This window comes from Rhodococcus sp. SJ-2 (assembly GCF_053750035.1).
Genome location: NZ_CM132340.1, coordinates 3,385,375 through 3,409,325, shown reverse-complemented (window position 1 = coordinate 3,409,325; position 23,951 = coordinate 3,385,375). Strand labels below are relative to the sequence as shown.

The window sequence follows — 23,951 nt, the reverse complement described above, 5'->3', positions numbered from 1 at the left end:
TGCACACTCGACGGAGGCTCGGAACAGGTCGTTAGACTGAGCAACCGTGTCTGGTGTGATCTCGGGGTTCACTGTGATCTTCGTGATCATCGCAATCGGCTTCGTGCTGGGCCGGCGCGGCACCCTCGGCGCCGAGGCGCAGACCGTGCTCAGCCGCATCGTGTTCGTCGTTGCGACGCCCGCATTGTTGTTCGACGCCCTCGCAACCTCCGACCTGTCGACGATCTTCTCCGAACACCTCTACGTCGGCGCGGCCACCGCATTCGCCGTTGCCATCGGCTATCTCCTGATCGCGCGACTGTGGCTGAAGCGTGCGGTACCGGAGTTGACGGTCGGTGCGCTCTCCGCCGGATACGTCAACTCCGCCAACCTCGGGATCCCCATCGCGGTGTTCGTTCTCGGTGATGCGTCGTTCGTCGCGCCGCTGATGCTCTTCCAGATCATCGTGCTCTCCCCCATCGCTCTCACCGCACTCGATCTGTCCACCGCGCGACCGGGAGCATCGCGACTCGAAACGCTCATCACACCGTTCAAGAACCCCATCGTCGTCGCCGGTGCCGCGGGACTCGTCGTCGCGGGAACGGGGTGGCATGTGCCCGACGCGCTGCTGCAGCCGATCCAGCTGCTCGGCGGCGCGTCGGTACCCGGCGCGCTTCTCGCGTTCGGGTTGTCGCTGCAGGGTGTGCGCGTACTCCAGAAGGGCACCAGTCCCCGTCGCGACGTTGCGCTCGCATCGGTACTCAAGATCGTCGTCCAACCACTGCTCGCGTGGGCGATGGGTCGCTACCTGCTCGGTCTCGACGGAACCGAACTGTTCGCGGTGGTCGTCGTCGCGATGCTGCCGACTGCCCAGAGCGTGTTCGTCTACGCGAGCGCCTACGGTCGCGGCATGGTCCTGGCCCGCGACGCCGCGCTCGTCACGACGCTCGCGGCGATCCCCGGACTCGGCGTGGTCGCGGCACTACTCGCCTGACCGGCCCACCGACCACGCCGCCCACAACCGCGCATACCGGCCACCCCGAGCGACCAAGTCGTCGTGTGAGCCCTGTTCGACGATCCGCCCGTCGTCCATCAGGACGATGCGGTCGGCCCGCGCTGCCTGACTCAGCCGATGCGCGACGATCAGGGCGCTCCGCCCCCGCAACGCCTCCTCGGCCGACGCCTCGAGTTCGTCGGCACCGGCCGACCCCGCATCCGCGGTCGCCTCGTCGAGAATCACCAACGCCGGATCGAGCAGGATCAGACGTGCCAGCGCAAGCTGCTGTTCCTGCATCGGAGTGAGTACGTGGCCACCCGAGCCCACCTCGGTGTCGAGCCCCGAGGGCAGCCGCGACACCCAGCCGTGTGCACCGACCCTCTCGAGCACCTCGACGAGCGTGCCGTCCTCTGCGTGGGGCGCCGCCATCCGGAGATCGTCGCGCACCGACCCGGAGAACACGTGCACTTCCTGGGTGACGAGAGCGATCTCGCGCGTGCGACGCTCGTCGCCCAGTTCGCCGATGGGGACCCCGCCGAAAGTGACGGTTCCGGCGCTCGCCGGGTGCACACCCGCGAGCACCGCGGCGAACGTCGTCTTTCCTGCCCCGGAGGCACCGACGAGCGCGACGTGTTCGCCGTCGCCGATCGTCAGGTCCACTCCGTGGACGATCTCCGGCCCGGTGTCGTATCCGAAATGCACGTCGCGCGCAACGAGTTCACGCCCCGCCGGCTGCGTTGCAACCCGAGGCTCACGGTCGGCGCCCTCGAATTCCTCGCATTCCTCGATCAGACCCGCGATCCGCGACAAGGACGCAAGACCGCTCTGCAGCGAGTCCATCACCATCAGCAACTGACCCAGCGGACCGAACAGGCGCAAGAAGAACAGCATCGCGGTAGTCGTGACGCCGACAGTGATCGCGTCGTTGTCCACAAGCAGGAAGCCGACGAACAGGATCGAGGCCATTCCCAGGAACTCGGCGAGATTGACTCGCCCGAACAGACGGTTGACGACGATGCGGGCCCGCAACTCCCAGCGCGCAACCCACCACGAATGCTCGTCGATCGGGCCTGCCAGGCTCGGGCCGAGATCGAACGCGTGCACCGTCGGAAGGCCGCGGATCCCGCCGAGCACGTGGTGAGCGCGCTCCCCCATTGCCACCCGCGACTGCTGGTAGATCGGCGGCGCATCCCGCGTGTACATACGCGCACCCAGATAGTGGACCGGCAACACCACGATCAGCACGATCAGGAACCGCCAGTCCAGTACCGCGAGACCGAACATCGTGAGGACGACGGTGAACAGTGCACCGGAGATCGCCGGCGCGGCCTCGCGGATCGCGGAACTGACCTGGGCCACATCGTCGGTCGCCCGCGACACGAGGTCGCCGCTGCCCGCCGATTCGATCCTGGCCAGCGGCAGCCGCATCGCGGCCTCCAGCATACGTTCGCGCAAGCGCGCCAGGCCTGTCTCGAACAGCTGCGAGGTGAGCATGAGCCCGAGACCGCTCAATGCTGCGAACACGATGACTCCGGCGACCATTGTTCCCGCAAGCCACGCGATGTCGGTGAGATCGCCGCCTTCGAGCACGACGTCGACGGATCGCCCCATCGCCCACGGCGTCACCAGACCGGCCGCTGCACCGACCACCAGCACGACGAATACGCCGGAGGCCATACGACCCTTACCTGCGAACACGGACCGCGCAACACGCACGGTGCCGCGCGCATCCGCGGTCCGGAACCGCTCGCCCGCACGAATAGCAGTAGTACTCATCGATCATCTCCGGAAACTGCGAAGGAAAGGTCGCTCAGCTCGAGCACATCGTCGGCCGCCGCCGTGAACGCGGGCGACCGCGTGAACACCACAGTGGTCCGTCCGCGCCGGAGTTCGGGTACGCGCTCGGCGATCGCGGCCTCGGTAACGGAATCGACGGCCGTCGTGGGGTCGACCAGCACCAGCACTTCCGCGGGCGCCGCGAGAGCGCGTGCAAGCGAGACACGTTGACGCTGTCCACCGGAGAGCAACCTGCCCGCTTCGCCGACCGGTGTGTCGAGGCCAGCGGGAAGCACCCGCGCGACGTCATCGCACGCCGCGGCGAACACCGCGCGAGTGACGCGGGCATCGGCGTCGGGTGCGTCGTCCGGGACACCCGCAGCGATGTTGTCCACGACAGTGCCCTCGAACAGGTGCGACGCGTGGGGCACCACCCGCACGCTGCGTCGCGCCGCGTCGTTCCCCAGATCGAACAGGTCGACGCCGCCCACCAGGACTCGTCCGTGTTCCGGGTGACGCGACCGCGCGAGCACAGCGACCAGATCAGCGGTGGTCTCGGCGTCGGTATGGACGACGGTGAACTTGCCGGCTGCGATCGTCAGATTCAGATCACGTAGTCGCCCGGCCGTGAACGCCTCGAATTCGAGGGTGCCCTCGTCCGGGGCGTCACGATCGCCGGTGTCGACTGCGGGGGGTGCTTGCAGAACACTCAGGACCCGTTCGGCAGAGGCGACCGCTGCCGCCCACACCGCGCCCATGTTGGATCCGAGCGCGGCGAGCGGCCCCATGATCACCTGTGTCACGCCGACGACGGTGATGAGCTGCCCGACAGTGAGCGAGCCGGAGACGGCCATCGCGCCCGCGGCCACCGCGACACCGACGATGAGCAGGCCCGACGCGAATTCCATGGAGGCAATGTAGGCGCCTTCGGCGCGCGCCGAACGGAGCACACCGTCGAGCGCTCGACGACTCGCGCCGACGTATCGCCGCGACGCCTCCGCGTCGGCGCCGATGCCCTTGACCACGCGGATGCCGGTGACGAGGTCGGTGGCGGTACCTGCTGCAGCCCCCGCCACCTTCTGCTCCTCGAAGCTGCGCCGCCGCAGCGGACCGGAACCCTTGTCGAGCAACCACAGGATCACGGGCGCTCCGACGAGGATCGCCAGGCCGAGCGGCCACGACACGCTCAGCAGCACGACGGCGCCGAACACCACAGCGACGACATGCCCGATCGGGTACACCATGACGGCGATACCGCGAGCAAGCTGTTCGACGTCCGAGGTTGCGATATTCAGCATGTCGCCGGGGGTGCGCTGCGGGCCGCCGACGCCGCGCACGTCGAGGATCCGGTCGGTCACACGCGTGCGCATCCGATGCTGGACCGCAAGCATGCCCGCCTGTCCGATGCGCCCACCGAAGCGTGCCGAAACCGTCAGGACCGCGAATACGAGGGCGAGGACGAGCAGCCATCGCCACAGGGCATCGAAATCCCTGGTCGCGACCGCCCGGTCGATGGCATGCCCCATGACGACGGGCACCAGCGTCTCGCACACCTGATGGATCGCAACGAGCAACGCAGCCGGGGTCGTCCACTTCTTCGCCGCCAGCATCGTCCGCACGGTGAAGCGGCGGGGTGTCAGGGTGTCGTCGACGACGACCTCGGGTGTCGGCATCGCCCGGGGTGGCGGGTCGAAAAAGACTGGCAGCTTCATGTTCCTCCGTTGTGGTGCGCGGGTACACACATTGCCACGTGGCACGCCTACGGTGGAACGCATGCGTCTCGTCGTGCTCTTCGCCTGCTGCCTTCTCGCCGCTGCGTGCGGTTCGACGCCCCCGGATGTCGACCCGCTACCGGAGAGCCCCGAACCGGCAGGCGCCACGGTGTTCTCGGCCCGACCGGACATCGTCGAAGCACATCCGCTCACCATCACGTCGTTCTCACGCATCGGCGACGACCGGCTGTCTCTGCATTTCGAGACCGGAACCCCGGAGTGTTTCGGCGTCGACCCCGCCGTGACCGAGACCGATGACGTCGTGACGGTGTCGCTCGAGGGCGGCACCCTGCCGGAGGCGCAGGACAGCATGTGCATCATGGTCGCGGTGTTCGGGACCATCGAGGTGCCGTTGCAGTCGCCCCTCGGGGATCGAGTGGTCACCGCCTCCTGATCGATGCATTCCCCGCCCCGGCACTGGCTGCTCTATCTCTGCATCTCCACCGCGCTGCTGCACGCAGCATTCCAGTCGGTGCGTGTGCTGGTGTCGTACCGGATCCTCGCTCTCGGCGGCGACGCCGCGACGATCGGCATGATCACCGCCCTGTATGCGATCGTGCCGCTGCTCGCGGCAGTACGGATGGGTCGCGCCGTCGACCGCGGCCACGCGACCGTGATCCTGCGCGGTGGGATCGTCGTGTCCACCGTGGGTCTCGGATCGATCGCGCTCAGTTCCGGCCTGCTGGTGCTCGGACTCGGCAATATCGTGCTCGGGCTCGGTCAACTGCTCGTCACCGTCTCGGGTCAGGCGTTCGTGTCGATCCTGTCGTCGCCCGGCGAACTCGATCGCGGGTTCGCCGGCATCACCCTCGGTGTGTCGGTCGGGCAGGCCGTAGGAGTTCCGGTCGCGGGTGCGATCGCCGCGACCCACAGCACGAGCGACGGCACCGTCGAGACCACCGGCGCGCTCATCGCGATGACAGTGCTGGCGGCGCTCGCCCTGCCGTTCGTCATCGGTCTGCGGGAGCCGCTCGGCTCCGGGCGCACTGCAGACGACGGCCCACCGCAGTCGGTTCGCTCGATGCTCGCCACACCCGGGATGAAGCCGGCGATGTTGTCGAGCCTGATCGTGCTGGCCTCCGTCGACCTCGTCGTCGTGTACCTGCCGCTGCTCGGAGAGCAGTTCGGTTTCGGGGTCCTGCTCGTATCGGTGCTGCTCACCGCGCGGACGGTCGCATCGATCGTGTCCCGGGCGCTGCTGCCGTGGGCGTTGCGCCGGATCCCGCGACGCCGACTGCTGTTGTCGGCGACCGCTGGCACGATCGTGCCGGTCGCGCTGATTCCCGTGGTGCCGAACCCGTGGGTGATCGGTCTGCTGCTCGCGGTATGCGGGGTTTTCTGGGGCGTGGGTCAGCCACTGACGATGACGTGGGTGGTCGAGCTGGTGGAACCGTCGGATCGGGCCTCGGCGCTGGCGGTGCGGTTGACGGGCAACCGGCTCGGGCAGGTCGCGGTGCCGCTCGCGGCGGGCGCGGTCGCCGGTGTTGCGGGGGTGGCGTCGGTGTTCTGGGTGACGGCCGCGCTGTTGTCCGCAGCAGCCACCTCCACGTGGCGGGCGCTGCGCCGCTGATTCGTCTCCGCGCGAATACACGAGGGGAATCCGGGTACTACCAGAAGATGAACCTGTCGCCCGCATATCCCCGCATCGTCGGGCTACTGACCGCCGCGTACGGCGCCTACACCGCGTTGCGCCCCGCGTCGCTGGTGCATGCCGCCGAACTCGAGGCACGAGGAAGCGGAGAAACCCGCACCGGTCGCGCCCTCGGCATTGCCCTCGGTGCCCGCGACGTGCTGTCCGGACTCTCGATGATGCTGGCCACACCGGGAGCACCGCTCCGGTCGGCCGTTGCGGCGAGGGTCGCGTTCGACCTCGGCGACGTCGTCGCGTTCGGTATTGCCAGTCCGCCCTCCGCGAAAGCCAAGGTCATGGGTGTCGCGGCCGGATGGGCCGCGGTGTGCGCCGCCGCGTTGCCGTCAGCGAGCCGCGTCACGCGCTGACGGCCCGCACCTACCTGCGACGCATCCGTACGTAATTGCCCACCACCGCCGCACCGAGACCGTCGAGGTCCGGAGCGACCACCCGGCCGGCCACACGACGGGCCATCCTGTCGACGATCCGGGCGAGCCCGGGATCGTCGCCGAGCCGGAAGATCGTCACCTGCGCATCGATCTTTGCGAGATGGTCGAGCTCGCGCACGGTCAGCCCGAGGGTCCGCGCGCTGGGCGGGTAGTCGAACGCCGCATACCCATCCGGTTCCAGGTGCGCGGTCGGTTCGCCGTCGGTGACGACGAGCACCACCGGCTGCGCGTTCGGATGACGTCGCAGATGCCGTCCGGCGAGCAACAGCGCGTGATGCAGATTGGTGCCCTGCTCGTAGACGCCGTCCAATCCTGCAAGTTCGGGGGCCGTGACCACCCGCGCGTGCCGACCGAACGCGATGAGCTGCAGTGCATCACCGCGAAAACGGGTCGACACCAGATGATTCAGCGCGAGGGCGGTGCGCTTCATCGGCACCCACCGTCCGTCCATGACCATCGAGAACGAGGTGTCGACGAGAAGCGCAACCGCAGCCTGTGCGCGCTGTTCCGTCTCGACGACTTCGACGTCCGAGACCGTCATCCGAACGGGCACCCCGGGGTCGCGCAACGTCGCATTGGTCAACGTGCGCACGACATCCCACGGTTCGGTGTCGCCGAATTCCCACGACCGCGCTGCTCCGGTCGGTTCCCCCATCGCCCCGGCACGCCGCGTCTCTCGTTGTCCACCCCGCGACGAGAGACGGTTCATCACATCGCGCAGCGCGTGCTGCCCGAGTTGGCGCATGGCCTTGGGCGACAGACGCCACTGCCCATCCGCGCCGCGATCGAAGTACCCCTGCTTCTGCAGTTCCTTCTCGAGTTCGGCGAGCGTCCGCACATCGGCGGCAGCTTCCGGGCCGAGATGACGTTCGAGGGCATCGAGGTCGATGTCGTCCAGCGAGGCACCCGCATACTGCTGCGACAACTGCTCGGCGAGCTGGTCGAGTTCCGAGATCTCCTGCAGCGCGCCGGTGCCTTCCCCGAGACCCATGCCCTCGTCGCCGCGGAATCGCTGCGAACCCGTCCAGTCCTCGCCGGGCCGGGCCGCACGCAGATTACCGTCGAGACGGTCGAGTTGCTGCATGAGATCCGGGGAGCCGAACGCCTGTTGAGCCAGCGCATCGAGTTCGTCGCGCTGTTCCTGAGTCAACGAATTGCGCAGTCGCTGCGCAGCGGCGGCACGCTGCGCGAGCGAATCGAGCAGTTCCTCGACATTCTGCGGATTCTCCGGGAAGAAATCGCCGTGCTCGGCCATGAACTGCTCGAAGTCCTCCGGGGTGTCCTCGCCACGGGAGTGCTTGTCGAGCAGATCGTTGAGATCCGAGAGCATCTCGGCGATGCGCTGCCGGTCTTCGTCGGTCGCGCCTTCGAGCGCCTGTTTCATGCCCGCGAACCTCTGGTCCAGCATCTCCCGGCCCAGCAGATCGCGGATCTTCTCGTAGTCCTCGCGCGCCTGAGCGCTCCGCCAGTCGTAGTCGGCCAGTTCCTGTACGGCCTGCGCGGTGGAGCCCGGGAGTTCCTCCATGCGCATCTCCGAGAAGCGCGCATCGTCATCGAGGGCGCGCGCGAGCGTCTTCCGCTCTTCGAGGACAGCCTTGTCCAGCAGCTCACGCACCTCCCGCAGAGTTCCGTCGAGATTGTTGCGGTCGAGCAGCTCACGCCTACGCCTGTTCGCCTGCGCTGCAAGTTTGTCCAGGCCCCGCATAGTGCCCTGCCCGCGGCGGAGCAATTCACGCAGCGCCTGTCGCGGCGAGCTGCCGGCGAGGACATCGTCGCCGATGGAGGCGAGCGCGTCGCGCAGATCCACGGGCGGGGCGAGTGGATCACCGCCGTGGTACGGACCGTAGCGAGCCGCCCGACTCATCAGGAGTACACCGCCGCGCCGTCGTCGCCGGTGTCCTTCGCGATCCGGCGCGCAAGATAGAGCCCCTCGAGTGCGAGTTCGAGTGCGGACGCCCTGGTTCCGGGGTCGTTCGCGGCGAGCCGGTCGGCGATGTCGTCGAGCACAGGCAGTTCGGGCAGCTCGTCGAGCAGCACCTTCGCCGTGATCCGTTCCCCAGTCACGACGGGCTCGCCCTGTTCGACGGCAGAGACGAGCGGGGCGAGATCGATACCGGCCAGGCGGGCGCGGGCAGTCTCGGCGGTCGCGCGGCGCAGCAGGTGGTCGAGCACCTCGAATTCGCGTCCCTCCTCGCCGGACTCGAATTCGACCTTGCCCCGCAGGACCTCGACGACGGTGCCGAGATCGACCGGGCGCGCGACCGGGTCGTCCTCGCCCAGGACGGCACCGCGACGAACGGCTGCGGCAGCAACGGTCTCCGCTCCCGCGACCGCGAACCGCGCCGACACTCCGGACCTCTGGTCGACCGATGTCGACTCGCGCAGCAGCCGGGTGAAGCGAGCCAGGATCTCGAGCAGGAAACCGGGAACACGGGCCTGCAGTTCGGCTTCCTGCCGGATGACCGCGATCTCGTCGTCGAGTTCCATCGGGTAGTGGGTGCGGATCTCTGCGCCGAAGCGGTCCTTGAGCGGTGTGATGATGCGTCCGCGGTTCGTGTAGTCCTCCGGGTTGGCGCTCGCGACGAGCAGTACGTCGAGCGGCAGCCTGATGGTGTATCCGCGCACTTGGATGTCGCGTTCCTCCATCACGTTCAGCAGCGACACCTGGATGCGCTCGGCAAGATCGGGCAGCTCGTTGACGGCGACGATGCCGCGGTGCGACCGCGGTACCAGACCGAAATGGATGGTCTCGGGATCACCTAGGCTGCGCCCCTCGGCGACCTTGACAGGATCGACATCGCCCACGAGGTCGGCCACGGATGTGTCCGGGGTCGCCAGCTTTTCTGCGTACCGTTCGCTGCGGTGCCGCCACGCGACGGGAAGGTCGTCACCGAGTTCGGCGGCGCGCCGGATGGAGGCGGGCGTGATCGGCTCGTAGGGGTGCTCGCCCAGCTCCGAGCCGGCGATCACGGGTGTCCATTCGTCGAGGAGCAGCGGCAGGGTGCGCAGCAGGCGGGTCTTGCCCTGGCCTCGTTCACCGAGCAGCACCACATCGTGGCCGGCGAGCAGTGCCCGCTCGAGCTGCGGGACCACGGTCTCGTCGAACCCGACGATGCCGGGCCACGGGTCGGTGTCGTCGCGCAGCGCAGTGAGCAGATTCTGTCTGATCTCGTCCTTGACGGAGCGCTGCACGTGTCCGGACGCGCGCAGCTCACCGAGAGTGGACGGGCGGGATGTGGGAGAGGTCACCCCACCCAAGGTACGACCGTCGCGTCGTTTCGGCACCCCCTCGCGAATCGAGCGAGCGAAACGACGGCAACACGGGGCCTCGCGCATACACTGCCGCTCATGGACACCTGGTTCCTGGCGGTGCTGCTCGGACTCGGCCTGGCCGCCGCGACCGGGTTGCGCACATTCCTCCCGCTGCTGATGTTGAGCGCTGCGGTGCACTTCGAACTCTTCGGCATCGTCGTGGGTGACTCGATGTTGTGGGTCGGTTCCACCGCTGCTCTGACCGCGCTCACGATCGCGACGGTCACAGAAGTGCTCGCCGATCTGATCCCGTTCGTCGACAATGCGTTGTCTCTGGCCGGTACGGTCACCCGCCCGGTCGCGGGAGCGCTGGTGGCATGGGCAGCGCTCAGCAACCTCGATCCGGCGTGGGCGGCGATCGCCGGGATCGTCGTCGGCGCGCCCACCGCGCTCGCGGTGAGCACGGCGCAGACCGGAACGCGCGCCGTGAGTACCGCCACAACCGCGGGCTTCGGCAATCCGGTGTTGTCGGTGATCGACAGCGTGGCGTCGTTCGTGACGTCGCTGATCTCGCTGGTCCTGCCGCTGTTGGTGATCCCTCTGTTGATCTTGTTCGGCTGGCTCGGATTCAAGGGGTACGGCCGGATGCGACGCGCGCGGTCTGCCGGAACGGCCTGAGTGTCCACCGAGGGGTGCCCTTCTGATAGACAAATGACATGTCGGACACCGAGATCACCTTTTCCAGCGGCGATGTGACCCTGCACGGCAGCATGCGCATTCCCGTCTCGATCAAGGGAGCGGTGCCGGCGGTGCTGTTGCTCGCGGGCAGCGGCCCCACCGATCGCAACGGCGACAGCGCCCTGCTCCCGGGGAAGATCGGCACTCTCCGGCACCTCGCCGACGTCCTCGAAGACAACGGATTCGCAAGCTTGCGCTACGACAAGCTCGGCAGCGGCACCACGGGCCTCGGCCCCTACGACGTCGAGGACGTCGCCGATCTCGGGTTCTCGACGTTCATCGAAGCCGCCGCCGACGCCCTGGCCTTTCTCGCAAAGCAACGCGGCGTGGATTCCTCGCGGATGTACGTCATCGGGCACAGCGAGGGAGCACTGATCGCCCTGTCGCTCGCGCAGAACAACGCTCGCACCGACATCGACATCAAGGGCCTCGGTCTCCTCGAGCCGCTGGCCGTGCGCCTGCTCGATCTGCTCACCGCCCAAATCGATGCCCAGCTCGACGCGGTGGTGTCTGCACGGCAGCTGCCCGTGCAGATCGCCGATCAACTGCGTCTCGCGCTCGCCGGTGCGGTCGAGTCGCTCCGCGCCGACGGTACCTTGAGTGACGACCTGCCCGAACCGCTCCGCAACGCCGGTCTCGTCTCGGCCAACGCGAAAGCCCTCGCAGAAGAGGACGCACTCGATCCCCGGATGCTCGCCGCGCAGATCGACGGCAATCTTCCCGTCCTCACGACCGTCTCGTCGAAAGACATTCAGGTCCGGATCGAGGACGTCGACGCGCTCGATTCCGCGCTGGTGCACACCCGCTTGACGTCGCTGCGCATGCAACGCACCAACCACGTCCTCAAGGACATCGGCGAGCAGCAGTCCACCGGCTCCGACTACGTCGCCGATCTGCCGTACTCCGAGGAGTTCACCAGCGGTTTCGAGAAGTGGATCAAATCGCTCTGACCAGAGGCCCGCGACCGCGCGGGGAATTTTGGATGTCGCTTACGTGTAAATCGTGTATGGTTTGCCGTTAACCCGCTGGAGCACACAAGAAAGGTACGGTCCGATGCAACGTCAGTATCAGTTCTGCAAGCGCCGCTTCGTACCGTTCGCCTACTTCCACTTCCACGTAGCCCCGCGGCAACCCCGAGAATAGAGTCCTCGACGACTCCGCTCTCGGCACCCGGGCACATCGCCCCGGGTGCCTTTTTCTTTCCCTTCCAACAGGAGAACACCATGAAATTCCGACTCTCCCCTACCGGCGAGATCCCGAAAACCCTGCCCGACGATCTGACAGGCCACGCCATCACGATCGATCTCAGCCACGTCGATGCAGAAAAAGCCGCAGAAGCTGCCGATCTCATCCGTAAGCTGCTCGATCGCGGTGCCGCCCGCCTCGTCATCGCCGACGATCGCGGCGTCCTCGACGCAGATGCTCCCGCACAGCACACCGCCCACCCGCACGCTGCCTGAAACAGCAACTGCGAGTGGGCGGTAGCCCTGCGAGAAATACTCTCTCAACGCAACATCAGTGCGCGAAGTGGCGGGCACCCGTCAAGTACAGCGTGATGCCTGCTTCGCGAGCAGCCTCGATGACATCGCTGTCGCGCACTGAGCCGCCCGGCTGCACCACAGCCTTGACGCCCGCCTCGGTCAGCACCTGCAGACCGTCCGCGAACGGGAAGAACGCGTCGGACGCTGCGACGGAGCCGACGACACGGTCCCCGGCGCGGGCCACCGCGAGGCGAGACGAATCGACCCGGTTGACCTGGCCCATACCGACACCGACGGTCGCCCCGCCGGACACCAGCAGGATCGCGTTGGACTTGACGGCACGAACCGTGCGCCACGCGAACTCGAGATCGCGCAGTGTCGCCTCGTCGGCCGGATCTCCGCACGCGAGCTGCCAGTTGGCGGGCGCATCTCCGTCAGCGGTGAGCGCGTCGCGCTCCTGCAGAAGCAATCCGCCGGAGATCTGACGCATCTCGATCTGTGCGGTCTTCGGCGAATCCGCGCGCAGGATGCGGATGTTCTTCTTTCGGGAGAGCACCTCGACGGCACCGTCCGCGTACGCGGGGGCGATGATCACCTCGGTGAAGATCTCGGCGACCTGCTCGGCCATCTTCACGCTCACCTCACGGTTCGCGGCGATCACGCCACCGTACGCCGACACCGGGTCGCACTCGTGCGCATTGCGGTGGGCGGCGGCGATATCGTCGGCGATCGCGATGCCACACGGATTGGCATGCTTGATGATCGCGACGCACGGCTCGCTGTGGTCGTGCGCAGCGCGCCACGCAGCATCGGCGTCCTGGTAGTTGTTGTACGACATTTCCTTGCCGTGGAACTGCTCGGCCTGCGCCAGACCCGGCTCGCCGTCCTCGGACACATACAGCGCAGCGGCCTGATGCGGGTTCTCGCCGTAGCGCAGGACATTCGCGCGGACCCATGTCGCACCTGCCCACGCAGGGAACTGCGAGTCGCCGCCCTCTGCGATGACCTCATCGGTCGCGGCGGCATTTCCCGTCGCTTCGCTCGCCCCGTTCGCGTAGCCGGCGTTCATCCAGCTCGCAACCGCGACGTCGTATGCAGCGGTGTGCTGGAAGGCCTGCGCCGCAAGACGCTTGCGCTGGGCCAGCGTGAACCCGCCGCCCTTGACGGACTCGAGGACGTCACCGTAGCCGGCGGGGTCGACAACCACCGCGACCGACGGGTGGTTCTTCGCCGCAGCACGCACCATGGACGGGCCACCGATATCGATCTGCTCGACGCACTCGTCGGGAGTCGCGCCCGAGGCCACGGTCTGCGTGAACGGATACAGGTTGACGATCACCAGCTCGAACGCCTCGATACCGAGATCGGCGATCTGGTCGAGGTGGTCCTGCTTGCGCGTGTCCGCGAGGATGCCTGCGTGTACGCGCGGGTGCAGCGTCTTGACGCGGCCTTCGAGACATTCGGGGAACCCGGTGAGCTCCTCGACCCGGGTCACGGGCACGCCTGCACCGGCGATCGTCGCGGCGGTGGAGCCGGTGGACACCAGTTCGACGCCCGCGTCGTGCAGCCCACTCGCCAGCTCGACCAGTCCGCTCTTGTCGTAGACGCTGACCAGTGCGCGGCGCACAGTCTTACGTTCGGTCACTGGGGATCACGGCCTTTCGTCCATCGGATACAACTCCACGGGTCGCGACGGCGGCGACAACGTCGACCAGCAAGCGTCGTTCCACAATCTTGATGCGTTCGTGCAAGGCAGCCTCATCGTCGCCGTCGAGGACCGGCACGGTTTCCTGCGCAAGAATCGGACCGGTGTCGACGCCACCGTCGACGAGGTGCACGGTCGACCCCGAAACCCTCACGCCGTAGGCCAGCGCGTCGGGCACAGCGTGCGCACCGGGGAACGACGGCAGCAGAGCGGGATGCGTGTTGATGATGCGCCCCCCGAAACGTCCGAGGAAAGCGGCGCCGAGGATCTTCATGAACCCTGCGGTGACGATGAGGTCGGGTTCGTGTTTCGCGACGGCCTCCGTGAGGGCGCGATCCCACTCGCCGCGGTCGGTGTAGTCGCGCAAGCTCGCTTTGAAGTGTGGGATATCGGCAGCAGCGGCATGCTCTTGCGCAGCGCACTCGCGGTCGACTCCGACGGCAACGATCCGCGCAGGGTAGTCGTCGGTGAAAGTCGCGTCGATGAGCGAACGCAGAAGACTTCCCGTGCCCGAAGCGAGGACGACGATCCGCGCGGGCGCGGTGGGCGGCAGCTGGTCACGCGAGGCAGTCAGCGCTGTACTCCTGGAACTCGAGGGGGCAGGCCGGAAAGGCGGCCGCCTCAGAGACTAGTCGCCTTCCTTCCCACGCTTTTCTTCGACCTCCTCGTGCGCGTCCGACTCCTCGTCTTCGAGGTCGACGACTTCTGCGTCGATGACATTCGGGTCGGTGACGTTCGGGTCGTCGGAGTCCTCGGCTTCGCCGTCGGTATCCCGAGCTTCGAGGACTTCGTCTTCGGTGCCTGCGTCTTCGGTGCCTGCGTCTTCGGTGTCGTCGTCTTCGGTGGCCGGCTCCTCGACATCTTCGGGATCGGCGGCCTCCTCGCCGTCATCCGCAGTATCCGCACCGGGGCCCTCGATCGCCTTGACCTGGTCGTCCCCGTCGTCACCATCGAGGTCGTCGTACTCGTCTTCGTAGTCGTCGTACTCGTCCTCGGCCACCTGCGCTGCCGCGAACTTGCCTTCGCGCCACATCAGCAACTGCGCGGTGATCAGCCCGAGCAGCCCGACCCACGCGAACACCAGAACACCCGTGAGCCACCAATTGCTCCCCACGATCCCGAAGATCCCGAGCGGACCACCTGCAGCCCAGGTCAGCAGCGCGATCGCGACGCCGGTCTGCGCGGCGGCCGCGAGAAGCGTCAGCGACGCGTCGGAACTGCGCACCGGGAGGCCATCGGCCTGCGCCTGCAGGACACGGTGCGCCACGAACCGGCCCGCGAGCGCCCCGACGGTCGCGGGAACCGCAAGCATCACCGGCCAGAACGCAGCTGCAGGACCGGCGGGAATCGCGGCGAGGACGGGCAGCGCAGGCAAGTCGCCGCCGCTCGCCTCGAACAGGCTCAATCGGACGTCACCGAACTGCACGGTGCTACCGGCAAGGATCGACGAGGCACCCAAGAAGACGTTGGGGAGATAGAGAACCGACAGCACCGTCAGACCGAGGACACCGACGACTCCCTCGCCACGCTCGAGCAGGTCGCCCATGGTGGTCCACGACAACGCCATGCCCACCAGCGTGAGGACACCGCCTATCGCGAACATGCTCAGGAGCGCTCGCACTGCCGGGCGCACCGACAGGACGAGCCACTCGGGGACTTCGTACCTCCTGCACACCACGCGCCACGTCCGGGAACCGATCCCCAACACGGCGGCCAGGAGATACAGGCCGTTCACCCAGGAGAGGGCAGCGGCAGCATTGGGGGTCGTCACCGGGAGCACTCCCGCGGCGTCCTGCATCACGACCAGGGCGATCACGGTCACGATCATCGGGCCCGCGAGGGTTGCGACAACGATCCGCGCCGCATCCTGCAGCGTCAGATTCTGTTCGGTGTGGTCGATGGTCGAATCCACGGCGGAGGCACTCGCCCGCGCCGCCTGCCACACGATCAGCCCCGTGGGCAGCAATGGGAGCACGCCGAGCGACGTGTCGTCGATCGACAGGGTCACCTGGTGCAGTGCCAGCCATGTGCCGGCGATCGCCGCGTAGATCCCTGTCAGATCGCTGTTCGCCACGACCATTGTGATCACCACGACGGTCGCGACGAAGGCGATCGTCACCGCGGGGACACGCGCCGCCGCTGCGATCAGGATCCGGAAGCGCTCCGAGTCGATGTGCTCGTCATCGGAAGGTGTGTGCCGAACTGGCCGGCCTAGCGTCGAAGTCATCACCTCGATGGTTGCACCGTCGTTCGGCCGACTGCGTCAGGCGCGCCGGTCACCGCTGGTCGTCGGGCGCGCGGAACACCTGAGTCGGCGCATCCTGGGTGTTCTCGGCCACAGGGTTCTCGGCCGCAGGGGACGTACTCGACTCGGTCTCGCGGGCCTGTTCGGGCTCGGCCTCCTGCGACCGGGTCGGGTCGTGGGACTGCCCCGGGTCGTGGGACTGCCCTGCCTCGCGCTGTGCCGCCACGTAGGGCTGCAGGTACTCGCTGTAGGGAGCCTGCCCGGGTGTCTGCCCCGAAAAGGTGTCCTGCCGGCCCGGGTAGTGCTGCATCCCCGGGTACTGGGTCTGACCGCCCTGTTGCGCACCGAACTGCTGTTGCTGGGCCCCGAACTGCTGAGCTCCGAACTGTTGAGCTCCAATCCCCTGACTGCCGTATCCCTGAGCGCCGTATCCCTGGGTGCCGTATCCCTGCCCGGGAGATTGCGCGCCGAACTGGCCCGCCGGAGATTGCTGGCCCTGCTGGGGTGCACCTTGCTGGAAGGACTGCGGCTGGAAGCCCTGCCCGTACACGCCCTGCGGGGCAGATCGCTGCCCCGGCACCAGCACGCCGATACCGAAGAGCAGCGCGAACACCGCAAGCGCCGTCTGCAGGAGACCGAGGACGAGAATCGTCACACCGCCCCAGGCGATGCCGGTGTCCTGAGGCAGGTGGAACAGCTGGAACAGCGACGTCACGAATCCGACCCCCGACGCGACGACCGCTATAGCACGTAGATCCTGGCCGGGCAGCAAGGACAGCGCCGCGCAACCACCGCCGAAAAGCAGAAACGCCAGCGGCACGACCGCAAACCCGAAGTCGAACGACGACAGCGACACGAACGAGCCGAACGTGATCCTCACGTACGGGGCGAGCCCGACGATGAAACTCACGACGCCGAGCACCGCCACGCCGATCGGTAACAGCAACGGCACAACCTTGCTCTGGACGGATGGGCCGCTGGGGTATGACATCGATCCTCCTGCAGTAGTCGGTCGCTGATCACCACCCTATGCACCCGACGCCAGAATGGTGGCCATGCCGCACACACTCGCGCTCGGATCCGATGTCGTCGTGGAAACGGAGGTGAAGCATTCGCGCTTCCTCGCCGCGCTGCGGCGGGTCGACTCGACCGGCGACGCCGCCGGTTTCGTGGAGGAACAACGTCGTCTGTATCCGGATGCCCGTCACCATTGCTGGGCATTCGTCGTGGGCGACGACCAGGCGCAACGGGCGGAACGGTCGAGCGACGACGGCGAGCCCGGCGGCACAGCCGGCGTCCCGATACTGCAGGTGCTGCACCACCGCGACCTCGTGAACATTGTCGTGGTGGTCACGCGCTGGTTCGGCGGTATCAAACTCGGCGCGGGAGGTCTGGTGCGCGCTTACTCCGGGGCGGTGTCGACGGCGCTGGACACCGCCGCACTCGTCGAACGACAAAAACGTGAGCGGTTCACCTTCGATGTCGGGCATGCCGACGCCGGGCGACTCGAAGCAGAACTGCGCGGACGGGGCGTGGCAGTGCTCGACGTCGTCTACACCGACCGGGTGGAATTCACGGTGGCGGGCGATGCGGCCGAGCTCGAAGGCCTGGTGGCTTCGCTGACCTCGGGTGCAGGCGAGCTCGAACCGGCAGGCACGGAGTGGATCGACCGGTAGGAGCGGCACTCACCGGAGAACGAGCACGCGGCGCCCCCCGGCTGTATGGTCCGGGTGGGCGCCGCGGTGAATCTGCTCAGGCGCTACCAGCTCAGAGCGATGCGAGGATCTCGCGCGCGAGTGCAGCGGTCTCGGACGGCGTCTTGCCGACCTTGACGCCTGCAGCTTCGAGAGCGTCCTTCTTGGCCTGCGCCGTGCCCGACGAGCCGGAGACGATGGCGCCTGCGTGGCCCATCGTCTTGCCTTCGGGAGCGGTGAAGCCCGCAACATAGCCGACGACCGGCTTCGTGACGTTGGCCTTGATGTAGTCGGCTGCGCGCTCTTCGGCGTCGCCACCGATCTCGCCGATCATCACGATGACCTTGGTCTGGGGATCCTTCTCGAACGCCTCGATGGCGTCGATGTGGGTGGTGCCGATGACCGGGTCGCCGCCGATGCCGATGGCGGTCGAGAAGCCGTACTCACGGAGCTCGAACATCATCTGGTAGGTCAGGGTGCCGGACTTCGAAACCAGGCCGACCGGGCCCTTGCCCGCGATGTTCGCCGGGGTGATGCCGACGAGCGCCTCACCGGGGGTGATGATGCCGGGGCAGTTGGGGCCGATGATCCGGGTCTTGTTGCCCTTTTCGACGTTGTAGGCCCACGCGTACGCGGAGTCCTGCACCGGGATGCCCTCGGTGATGACGACGAGCAGCGGGATCTCGGCGTCGATGGCCTCGACGATGGCGTCCTTGGAGAAGGCCGGGGGAACGAACGCGATCGAGACGTCCGCGCCGGTCTCCTTCATGGCCTCCGCGACGGTGCCGAAGACGGGCAGCTCGACGGCGTTGCCGTCCTTGTCCGTGTGCGAGACCGTGGTGCCTGCCTTGCGGGCGTTCACGCCACCGACGACCTGGGTGCCTGCCTTGAGCATCAGTGCGGTGTGCTTGGTGCCCTCGCCGCCGGTGATGCCCTGGACGATGACCTTGGAATCCTTGGTCAGGAAGATTGCCATTGTTCTGTGTGTCCCTTACTTCGCGGCGAAGGCGAGCTCGGCAGCCTTGTCGGCAGCCTCGTCCATGGTTGCGACGACCGTGACCAGCGGGTGAGCGGCCTCGGCGAGGATGCGCCGACCCTCGTCGACGTTGTTGCCGTCCAGGCGCACGACGAGCGGCTTGTTGGCCTCGTCGCCCAGGGTCTTCAGTGCACCGACGATGCCGTTGGCGACCGCGTCACACGCGGTGATGCCACCGAAGACGTTCACGAACACGCTCTTGACCTGCGCGTCGTTCAGAATGACGTCGAGTCCGGCAGCCATGACTGCAGCGGAGGCGCCGCCGCCGATGTCGAGGAAGTTGGCCGGCTTGACGCCGCCGTGCTTCTCGCCTGCGTAGGCGACGACGTCCAGGGTCGACATGACCAGACCTGCGCCGTTGCCGATGATTCCGACCTCGCCGTCGAGCTTGACGTAGTTGAGGTCGTTCTCCTTGGCCTTGAGCTCGAGCGGATCCGTCGCGTCCTTGTCCTCGAACTCGGCGTGGCCGGGCTGACGGAAGTCGGCGTTCGCATCCAGGGTGACCTTGCCGTCGAGGGCGAGGATCTGGTCGTCGGGCGTACGGACGAGGGGGTTGACCTCGACGAGGAGAGCGTCCTCCTTGATGAAGACCTCCCACAGCTTCTGGATGGTCACAGCCGCGGCATCGAGAACCTCGGCGGGCAGGTGGCCCTTCTCTGCGATCTCGCGCGCGAACGCGAGGTCGACGCCCTTGACGGCGTCGACGGCGATCTTCGCCAGGCGGTCGGGCTTCGTGGCGGCGACCTCTTCGATCTCCATGCCACCCTCGACCGAGCACATCGCCAGGTAGGTGCGGTTGGTGCGGTCGAGCAGGAAGGAGATGTAGTACTCCTCCGCAATCTCGCTCGCCTCTGCAACCAGCAGCTTCTTGACGATATGACCCTTGATGTCGAGGCCGAGAATGTTCTCGGCGTGGGTCTGCGCGTCGTCTGCGGTCGCGGAGTACTTCACGCCGCCGGCCTTACCACGGCCACCGACCTTGACCTGCGCCTTGACCATCACGGGCTTGCCGATTTCCTCGGCGATCTCGCGGGCACCGGCGACGGTGTCGGTCACACGGCCGGCCGATGTCGGCACGTCATGCTTGGCGAAGAGTTCCTTCGCCTGGTATTCGAAGAGATCCATCTGCTCACCGTCTCGTCTGCGTTCTCGCCCGCTCGGGGGTATTGAGCGGGCCGATTTCGGACTCTAGTTTCTCGGACGACCTACGAAACGACTGCGCCCGCACTCTGTGGCACACATCACGGGCTCCGCAGGCCTCGTATTACCTCACGGGGGTTACCTCCGGGAAGGCAGCTGTACGACACCCGAGAGGACCACCTGAACCAGGATGACAGGTGACCGAGACCGCATGGCGACCGGCACCCGGAGCGGGTTCCGGTGATCGCGCGCACAGGCATGCAGGACACCCGACGATCACATTCGCAATCTCCGCACTCATCGAAGGTTTGAATTCGTGACCTGGGGGGAATGACCGGATCCACCCAGGTCCAACCTGTGATGCCAGTCACATAAGCGCCCGCTTCGGACATACGGCTTGCCACCTACGCGACCGTTTCGTTACCGTCACCTCCAGCTCGAGTAACGATGAGGTCACGACGAAGGAGGACGGCATGCGTCCAGGCAGCCAGATCACCGGCAGCCCCGCTCGCCGCTCCACCACCCCCGACGACGCCTGGGACCCCTGGAGTTCGTCCGATACCCAGCACTTCTGCGATACCGACTTCCGCAACACCGGTAAGGCACAACCCACCTACTACGGCAGCGAGCCGGTCGAGAACGTCAACTCCCCCGCGCCGCGTACGGGTGCCCACCGCATCCCCACTCCCCCCACCGCACTCAAGGGTCGCGCAGCCGTCTTTGCGGTCGCCGCCGGTGCCGTCGTCGCCGCAGGACAGGCCGCGACCAGCACTTCCGGTTCGAGCCCCGAGACCTCCGAGATCGCACTCGCCGCCGACACCTCGAACGCGAACACCCTCACCGCGACGGCCGTGCCGCAGGCAGCCCAGTTCGCCTCCGATTCTGCGAGCAACGGCGCAGCGCCGTCACAGGCACCCCAGGTTCTCAACATTGCAGATCCCAACGATCTGTCGCAGTTCTCCAACCTGCTCGCCAAGGGCCAGCGTTTCAGCGAGGAGCGGGCAGCACGCGAAGAAGCCGCCCGCCGTCCCCTGTTCGTACTGCCTGCCGTCGGCGCGTTCACCTCGAATTTCGGAGCCCGGTGGGGCACCCTGCACGCGGGTGTCGACATCGCAGGCCCGATCGGCACCCCAATCCTCGCGGTCGCCGACGGCGAGGTCATCGACTCCGGTCCGGCCCAGGGATTCGGCATGTGGGTTCGCCTGCTCCACGCAGACGGCACGGTCACCGTGTACGGGCATATCAACGAATCGCTCGTCACCGTCGGTCAGAAGGTCATGGCGGGCGATCAGATCGCCACCATGGGCAACCGCGGATTCTCCACCGGCCCGCACCTGCACTTCGAGGTTCACCTCGGCGGCGTCGACAAGATCGACCCGTTGCCGTGGCTCGCCACACGAGGCATCTCCCTCGGCCAGAACGCCGACTGAGCAGAGCACTCCGGCGCTTACGGAAGACGCCACCGCGTCGCTACTCCGCGTGATTTCCCCCGCTGGCCGCGGCGCCGCCACTTTCCTCAAAGCTTGGTCATCGGCACACCGCCGACCAGCATCAGCCGCACCTTACCCGCAGTTCCGAAGTCGATGACCACCGTCGCGGTGGGCCCGGATCCCTTGGTTTCGAGCACCGTCCCCAGACCGTACTTGTCGTGTGTGACGCGGTCGCCCACGGCAAGCACCAGATGATTGTTGCGCCCTCGCGGCGCTCCGAAACTCGGAGTCGCCGAACGTGATTCGCCGGCGGAGAAGCGAGATCCGGTACCCGACCCGATGGACTGCCCACGCGCCGGACCTGGATCGGCCCGACGCCAATCGACGAGCTCCTGCGGAACCTCTTGCAAGAAACGCGATTCCGGGTTGGTCACCGGCTGCCCCCACGCCGAGCGCAGTATCGCGCGCGACAGGTAGAGACGACGACGCGCGCGGGTGATACCCACGTACGCGAGGCGTCGCTCCTCGGACAGTTCGGCCGGGTCGCCGAGCGCACGCATGTGCGGGAACTGACCGTCTTCCCAACCGGTTACGAACACCACCGGGAACTCCAGCCCCTTCGCGGTGTGCAGTGTCATGAGCGTGACGACGCCGTCGTCGTTGTCGGGAAGCTGATCTGCATCCGCGACCAGCGACACCTTCTCGAGGAATGCGGCCAGAGAGCCGGGCGCGGGTTCGCCCTCCTCGAGTTCAGGATCGACCACCCCGGCAGCGTTGCGGGCATCCGAGCTGAACTCTCTTGCCACACTGACCAGTTCGTGCAAGTTGTCGAGGCGGGTGCCGTCCTGAGGGTCGTCGCTGGCGGCAAGTTCGGCACGGTAACCGCTGCGTTCGATGATCGCCTCGACCACGTCGCCGATGTCGACCGCGTCATTTCCGTCGGCGTCGGTCTCGCTCAACATCGTTCGCAAGTCGTCGAGCATGCCGACAAAACCCGCAATTGCCTTCTGCGCACGCGTGTTCAACAGCGCGACATTGCCCTCAGCGGCATCGAGCAGCGCCTGCCCGAAACTCACGCCGTACCGTTCTGCGTGGACGGCGACACACGCCTCGGCACGATCACCGATGCCACGGCGCGGGGTATTGAGGATACGGCGCAGGCTCACCGTGTCGTGGGGATTGTCGAGAGCCTTGAGGTACGCGACGGCGTCGCGCACTTCCTTACGCTCGTAGAACCGCACTCCCCCGACCACCTTGTAGGGCACACCGTGACGGATGAACACGTCTTCGAAAGGCCGGGAAGCATTGTTGGTGCGGTAGAACACGGCGATATCGGAGTACTTGACCTCGCCGGTGTCGACCAGCCGGTCGATTTCGGAGGCGACGAACCGGGCTTCGTCGTGCTCGTTGTCGGCCACGTAGCCGGTGATCGCCTCACCCGTTCCCGCGTCGGTCCACAGTCGCTTCTCCCGTCGGCCGGTATTGCGGGAGATGACGGCGTTCGCGGCCGACAGGATGTTCTGTGTCGAACGGTAGTTCTGCTCCAGCAGAATGGTGCGCGCCTGGGGATAGTCGCGCTCGAACTCCTCTATGTTGCGAATCGTCGCGCCGCGGAACGCGTAGATCGACTGGTCGGCGTCTCCCACCACGCACAGCTCGCTCGGCGGGACATCGCCCGGTTCGTCAGGGTCGCCGACGAGGGTACGCACGAGCACGTATTGCGCGTGGTTGGTGTCCTGGTATTCGTCGACGAGAACGTGACGGAAGCGACGGCGGTAATACTCGGTGACCTGCGGATGAGCCTGCAGAAGTGCGACCGTCTCGCCGATGAGGTCGTCGAAGTCGAATGCATTGGCCGCACGCAACCGCTTCTGATACTGCGCGTACACACTCGCGACGATCTTCGGGAGCGGAGCGGGATCGGAACTTGCGGTCGCGGCGGCTTCCTCAGGGCCTATCAGCTCGTTCTTCAGGTTCGAGATCTGGGTGGCGAGCAGCCTGGCGGAGTACTTCTTGGTGTCGAGCTCGAGATCCTTGGCAATCATCGTCAGCAGACGACGGGAATCGTCGGAGTCGTAGATCGTGAAATTGGAGTTCATGCCGGTCAGCAACGCGGATTGCGCACGCAGGATCCGCACGCAGCTCGAATGGAACGTCGAAACCCACATCGAATGCGCACGCGGCCCGACGAGCCCCGCCACACGCTCGCGCATCTCGGCCGCGGCCTTGTTGGTGAAGGTGATGGCGAGCACCTGCCCGGGGGTGACACCGCGCTCGGCCAGCAGATATGCGATACGGCGGGTGAGCACAGCGGTTTTGCCCGAACCCGCTCCCGCGACGATGAGCAGCGGAGCCCCCTCGTGGGTGACCGCTTCCCGCTGTTGCGGATTGAGGCCCTCGAGAAGGGCGTCGGAAGCGGGGAGCGAATGGGCGAGCGCTGCAGGAGTGTTCATCGTCCTCTAAAACTACCGGACGGGTCGGACATCGAATCCGACTTGGCCGCTCGGTGTACGGGTGGCAAACTGGACGCCATGTCATGTGTCCTTCGTTCGGCCGAGCTGCGCGCACACGGTCGGTTCCGCGTCTCGACCACCGACGTTTCCCGATCCGGGTAACAGCCCCCGATT

At 66.9% G+C, this 23,951-nt stretch carries 21 protein-coding genes; 10 read left to right on the top strand and 11 right to left on the bottom strand.

Features of this window, described 5'->3' with window-relative positions; genetic code table 11:
• Positions 1-46: 46 nt before the first annotated feature.
• Positions 47-973: an AEC family transporter gene (locus tag ACSYG9_RS15985; protein ID WP_454839095.1), complete on the top strand. Its 927-nt coding sequence runs from the start codon at positions 47-49 to the stop codon at positions 971-973.
• On the opposite strand, the gene ACSYG9_RS15980 is transcribed toward ACSYG9_RS15985, so the two are convergent.
• The gene (locus ACSYG9_RS15980; RefSeq protein ID WP_440123503.1) at positions 962-2,752 is read right to left on the bottom strand and encodes an ABC transporter transmembrane domain-containing protein; all 1,791 of its coding nucleotides are present in this window, start codon (positions 2,750-2,752) and stop codon (positions 962-964) included. The genes ACSYG9_RS15985 and ACSYG9_RS15980 overlap by 12 nt on opposite strands.
• Complete coding sequence (locus ACSYG9_RS15975) at positions 2,749-4,464, bottom strand: ABC transporter transmembrane domain-containing protein (protein ID WP_440123502.1); 1,716 nt, start codon at positions 4,462-4,464, stop codon at positions 2,749-2,751. The genes ACSYG9_RS15980 and ACSYG9_RS15975 overlap by 4 nt, the downstream gene beginning before the upstream one ends.
• Before the next feature lie 61 nt (positions 4,465-4,525).
• On the opposite strand from ACSYG9_RS15975, the gene ACSYG9_RS15970 reads away from it, so the two are divergent.
• The 3 genes from ACSYG9_RS15970 to ACSYG9_RS15960 are packed head-to-tail and all read left to right on the top strand — an operon-like array spanning position 4,526 to position 6,522.
• Positions 4,526-4,918: a hypothetical protein gene (locus tag ACSYG9_RS15970; protein ID WP_440123501.1), complete on the top strand. Its 393-nt coding sequence runs from the start codon at positions 4,526-4,528 to the stop codon at positions 4,916-4,918.
• A 3-nt stretch (positions 4,919-4,921) separates the two neighbouring features.
• On the top strand, positions 4,922-6,094 hold the full coding sequence (locus ACSYG9_RS15965) for an MFS transporter (protein WP_454839093.1): 1,173 nt from the start codon (positions 4,922-4,924) through the stop codon (positions 6,092-6,094).
• A gap of 47 nt (positions 6,095-6,141) precedes the next feature.
• Positions 6,142-6,522: a hypothetical protein gene (locus ACSYG9_RS15960; RefSeq protein ID WP_440123499.1), complete on the top strand. Its 381-nt coding sequence runs from the start codon at positions 6,142-6,144 to the stop codon at positions 6,520-6,522.
• Between the two features lie 10 nt (positions 6,523-6,532).
• On the opposite strand, the gene ACSYG9_RS15955 is transcribed toward ACSYG9_RS15960, so the two are convergent.
• Together ACSYG9_RS15955 and ACSYG9_RS15950 are read right to left on the bottom strand one after the other, a co-directional pair.
• Positions 6,533-8,467, bottom strand: a complete 1,935-nt coding sequence (locus ACSYG9_RS15955) for a vWA domain-containing protein (protein WP_454839092.1) — start codon at positions 8,465-8,467, stop codon at positions 6,533-6,535.
• On the bottom strand, positions 8,467-9,852 hold the full coding sequence (locus ACSYG9_RS15950; protein ID WP_440123497.1) for a sigma 54-interacting transcriptional regulator: 1,386 nt from the start codon (positions 9,850-9,852) through the stop codon (positions 8,467-8,469). Before ACSYG9_RS15950 ends, ACSYG9_RS15955 begins: the two co-directional genes overlap by 1 nt.
• Positions 9,853-9,951: 99 nt before the next feature.
• Here ACSYG9_RS15950 and ACSYG9_RS15945 point away from each other — a divergent pair, with 99 nt between their 5' ends.
• The 3 genes from ACSYG9_RS15945 (at position 9,952) to ACSYG9_RS15935 (ending at position 12,053) form a co-directional block, all read left to right on the top strand.
• Positions 9,952-10,533: a DUF4126 domain-containing protein gene (locus tag ACSYG9_RS15945; RefSeq protein ID WP_440123496.1), complete on the top strand. Its 582-nt coding sequence runs from the start codon at positions 9,952-9,954 to the stop codon at positions 10,531-10,533.
• A gap of 38 nt (positions 10,534-10,571) precedes the next feature.
• The gene (locus ACSYG9_RS15940) at positions 10,572-11,543 is read left to right on the top strand and encodes a serine aminopeptidase domain-containing protein (protein WP_440123495.1); all 972 of its coding nucleotides are present in this window, start codon (positions 10,572-10,574) and stop codon (positions 11,541-11,543) included.
• A 273-nt stretch (positions 11,544-11,816) separates the two neighbouring features.
• Positions 11,817-12,053, top strand: a complete 237-nt coding sequence (locus tag ACSYG9_RS15935) for a hypothetical protein (protein WP_440123494.1) — start codon at positions 11,817-11,819, stop codon at positions 12,051-12,053.
• A 55-nt stretch (positions 12,054-12,108) separates the two neighbouring features.
• On the opposite strand, the gene purH is transcribed toward ACSYG9_RS15935, so the two are convergent.
• Together purH and purN are read right to left on the bottom strand one after the other, a co-directional pair.
• Positions 12,109-13,719: a bifunctional phosphoribosylaminoimidazolecarboxamide formyltransferase/IMP cyclohydrolase gene (gene purH / locus ACSYG9_RS15930; RefSeq protein ID WP_440123493.1), complete on the bottom strand. Its 1,611-nt coding sequence runs from the start codon at positions 13,717-13,719 to the stop codon at positions 12,109-12,111.
• Complete coding sequence (gene purN / locus ACSYG9_RS15925; protein WP_440127674.1) at positions 13,706-14,332, bottom strand: phosphoribosylglycinamide formyltransferase; 627 nt, start codon at positions 14,330-14,332, stop codon at positions 13,706-13,708. Before purN ends, purH begins: the two co-directional genes overlap by 14 nt.
• On the opposite strand from purN, the gene ACSYG9_RS15920 reads away from it, so the two are divergent.
• Entirely contained in the window at positions 14,262-14,411 is a 150-nt protein-coding gene (locus ACSYG9_RS15920) for a hypothetical protein (RefSeq protein WP_440123492.1), read from the top strand. The genes purN and ACSYG9_RS15920 overlap by 71 nt on opposite strands.
• On the opposite strand, the gene ACSYG9_RS15915 is transcribed toward ACSYG9_RS15920, so the two are convergent.
• Complete coding sequence (locus ACSYG9_RS15915; protein WP_440123491.1) at positions 14,408-16,006, bottom strand: cell division protein PerM; 1,599 nt, start codon at positions 16,004-16,006, stop codon at positions 14,408-14,410. The genes ACSYG9_RS15920 and ACSYG9_RS15915 overlap by 4 nt on opposite strands.
• Positions 16,007-16,055: 49 nt before the next feature.
• Positions 16,056-17,015 (bottom strand): DUF5336 domain-containing protein, encoded by a 960-nt coding sequence (locus ACSYG9_RS15910; protein ID WP_454839090.1) that lies wholly within the window; start codon positions 17,013-17,015, stop codon positions 16,056-16,058.
• Between the two features lie 64 nt (positions 17,016-17,079).
• Between ACSYG9_RS15910 and ACSYG9_RS15905 the strand changes: the two genes are divergently transcribed.
• Positions 17,080-17,700 carry an IMPACT family protein gene (locus tag ACSYG9_RS15905; protein WP_440123489.1) on the top strand — a complete coding sequence of 207 codons (621 nt, stop codon included), beginning with the start codon at positions 17,080-17,082 and terminating at the stop codon, positions 17,698-17,700.
• Between the two features lie 91 nt (positions 17,701-17,791).
• Here the strand turns inward: ACSYG9_RS15905 and sucD are convergent, their stop codons facing one another.
• Together sucD and sucC are read right to left on the bottom strand one after the other, a co-directional pair.
• Entirely contained in the window at positions 17,792-18,694 is a 903-nt protein-coding gene (gene sucD / locus ACSYG9_RS15900) for a succinate--CoA ligase subunit alpha (protein WP_440123488.1), read from the bottom strand.
• Between the two features lie 15 nt (positions 18,695-18,709).
• Positions 18,710-19,879 (bottom strand): ADP-forming succinate--CoA ligase subunit beta, encoded by a 1,170-nt coding sequence (gene sucC / locus ACSYG9_RS15895; RefSeq protein ID WP_440123487.1) that lies wholly within the window; start codon positions 19,877-19,879, stop codon positions 18,710-18,712.
• A gap of 488 nt (positions 19,880-20,367) precedes the next feature.
• Here sucC and ACSYG9_RS15890 point away from each other — a divergent pair, with 488 nt between their 5' ends.
• On the top strand, positions 20,368-21,324 hold the full coding sequence (locus tag ACSYG9_RS15890; protein WP_454839088.1) for a M23 family metallopeptidase: 957 nt from the start codon (positions 20,368-20,370) through the stop codon (positions 21,322-21,324).
• An 86-nt stretch (positions 21,325-21,410) separates the two neighbouring features.
• Here the strand turns inward: ACSYG9_RS15890 and pcrA are convergent, their stop codons facing one another.
• The gene (gene pcrA / locus ACSYG9_RS15885; RefSeq protein WP_454839086.1) at positions 21,411-23,777 is read right to left on the bottom strand and encodes a DNA helicase PcrA; all 2,367 of its coding nucleotides are present in this window, start codon (positions 23,775-23,777) and stop codon (positions 21,411-21,413) included.
• Positions 23,778-23,951 lie beyond the last annotated feature (174 nt).

Coding starts and splice junctions, on each gene's coding strand:
- pcrA (WP_454839086.1), bottom strand. CDS start 23,777: ATGAACACTCCTGCAGCGCTCGCCCATTCGCTCCCCGCTTCCGACGCC.
- ACSYG9_RS15935 (WP_440123494.1), top strand. CDS start 11,817: ATGAAATTCCGACTCTCCCCTACCGGCGAGATCCCGAAAACCCTGCCC.
- ACSYG9_RS15905 (WP_440123489.1), top strand. CDS start 17,080: ATGCCGCACACACTCGCGCTCGGATCCGATGTCGTCGTGGAAACGGAG.
- ACSYG9_RS15960 (WP_440123499.1), top strand. CDS start 6,142: ATGAACCTGTCGCCCGCATATCCCCGCATCGTCGGGCTACTGACCGCC.
- sucC (WP_440123487.1), bottom strand. CDS start 19,879: ATGGATCTCTTCGAATACCAGGCGAAGGAACTCTTCGCCAAGCATGAC.
- ACSYG9_RS15915 (WP_440123491.1), bottom strand. CDS start 16,006: ATGACTTCGACGCTAGGCCGGCCAGTTCGGCACACACCTTCCGATGAC.
- ACSYG9_RS15945 (WP_440123496.1), top strand. CDS start 9,952: ATGGACACCTGGTTCCTGGCGGTGCTGCTCGGACTCGGCCTGGCCGCC.
- ACSYG9_RS15975 (WP_440123502.1), bottom strand. CDS start 4,464: ATGAAGCTGCCAGTCTTTTTCGACCCGCCACCCCGGGCGATGCCGACA.
- ACSYG9_RS15955 (WP_454839092.1), bottom strand. CDS start 8,467: ATGAGTCGGGCGGCTCGCTACGGTCCGTACCACGGCGGTGATCCACTC.
- ACSYG9_RS15980 (WP_440123503.1), bottom strand. CDS start 2,752: ATGAGTACTACTGCTATTCGTGCGGGCGAGCGGTTCCGGACCGCGGAT.
- ACSYG9_RS15890 (WP_454839088.1), top strand. CDS start 20,368: ATGCGTCCAGGCAGCCAGATCACCGGCAGCCCCGCTCGCCGCTCCACC.
- ACSYG9_RS15940 (WP_440123495.1), top strand. CDS start 10,572: ATGTCGGACACCGAGATCACCTTTTCCAGCGGCGATGTGACCCTGCAC.
- ACSYG9_RS15910 (WP_454839090.1), bottom strand. CDS start 17,015: ATGTCATACCCCAGCGGCCCATCCGTCCAGAGCAAGGTTGTGCCGTTG.
- ACSYG9_RS15920 (WP_440123492.1), top strand. CDS start 14,262: ATGAGCGAACGCAGAAGACTTCCCGTGCCCGAAGCGAGGACGACGATC.
- ACSYG9_RS15970 (WP_440123501.1), top strand. CDS start 4,526: ATGCGTCTCGTCGTGCTCTTCGCCTGCTGCCTTCTCGCCGCTGCGTGC.
- sucD (WP_440123488.1), bottom strand. CDS start 18,694: ATGGCAATCTTCCTGACCAAGGATTCCAAGGTCATCGTCCAGGGCATC.
- ACSYG9_RS15965 (WP_454839093.1), top strand. CDS start 4,922: ATGCATTCCCCGCCCCGGCACTGGCTGCTCTATCTCTGCATCTCCACC.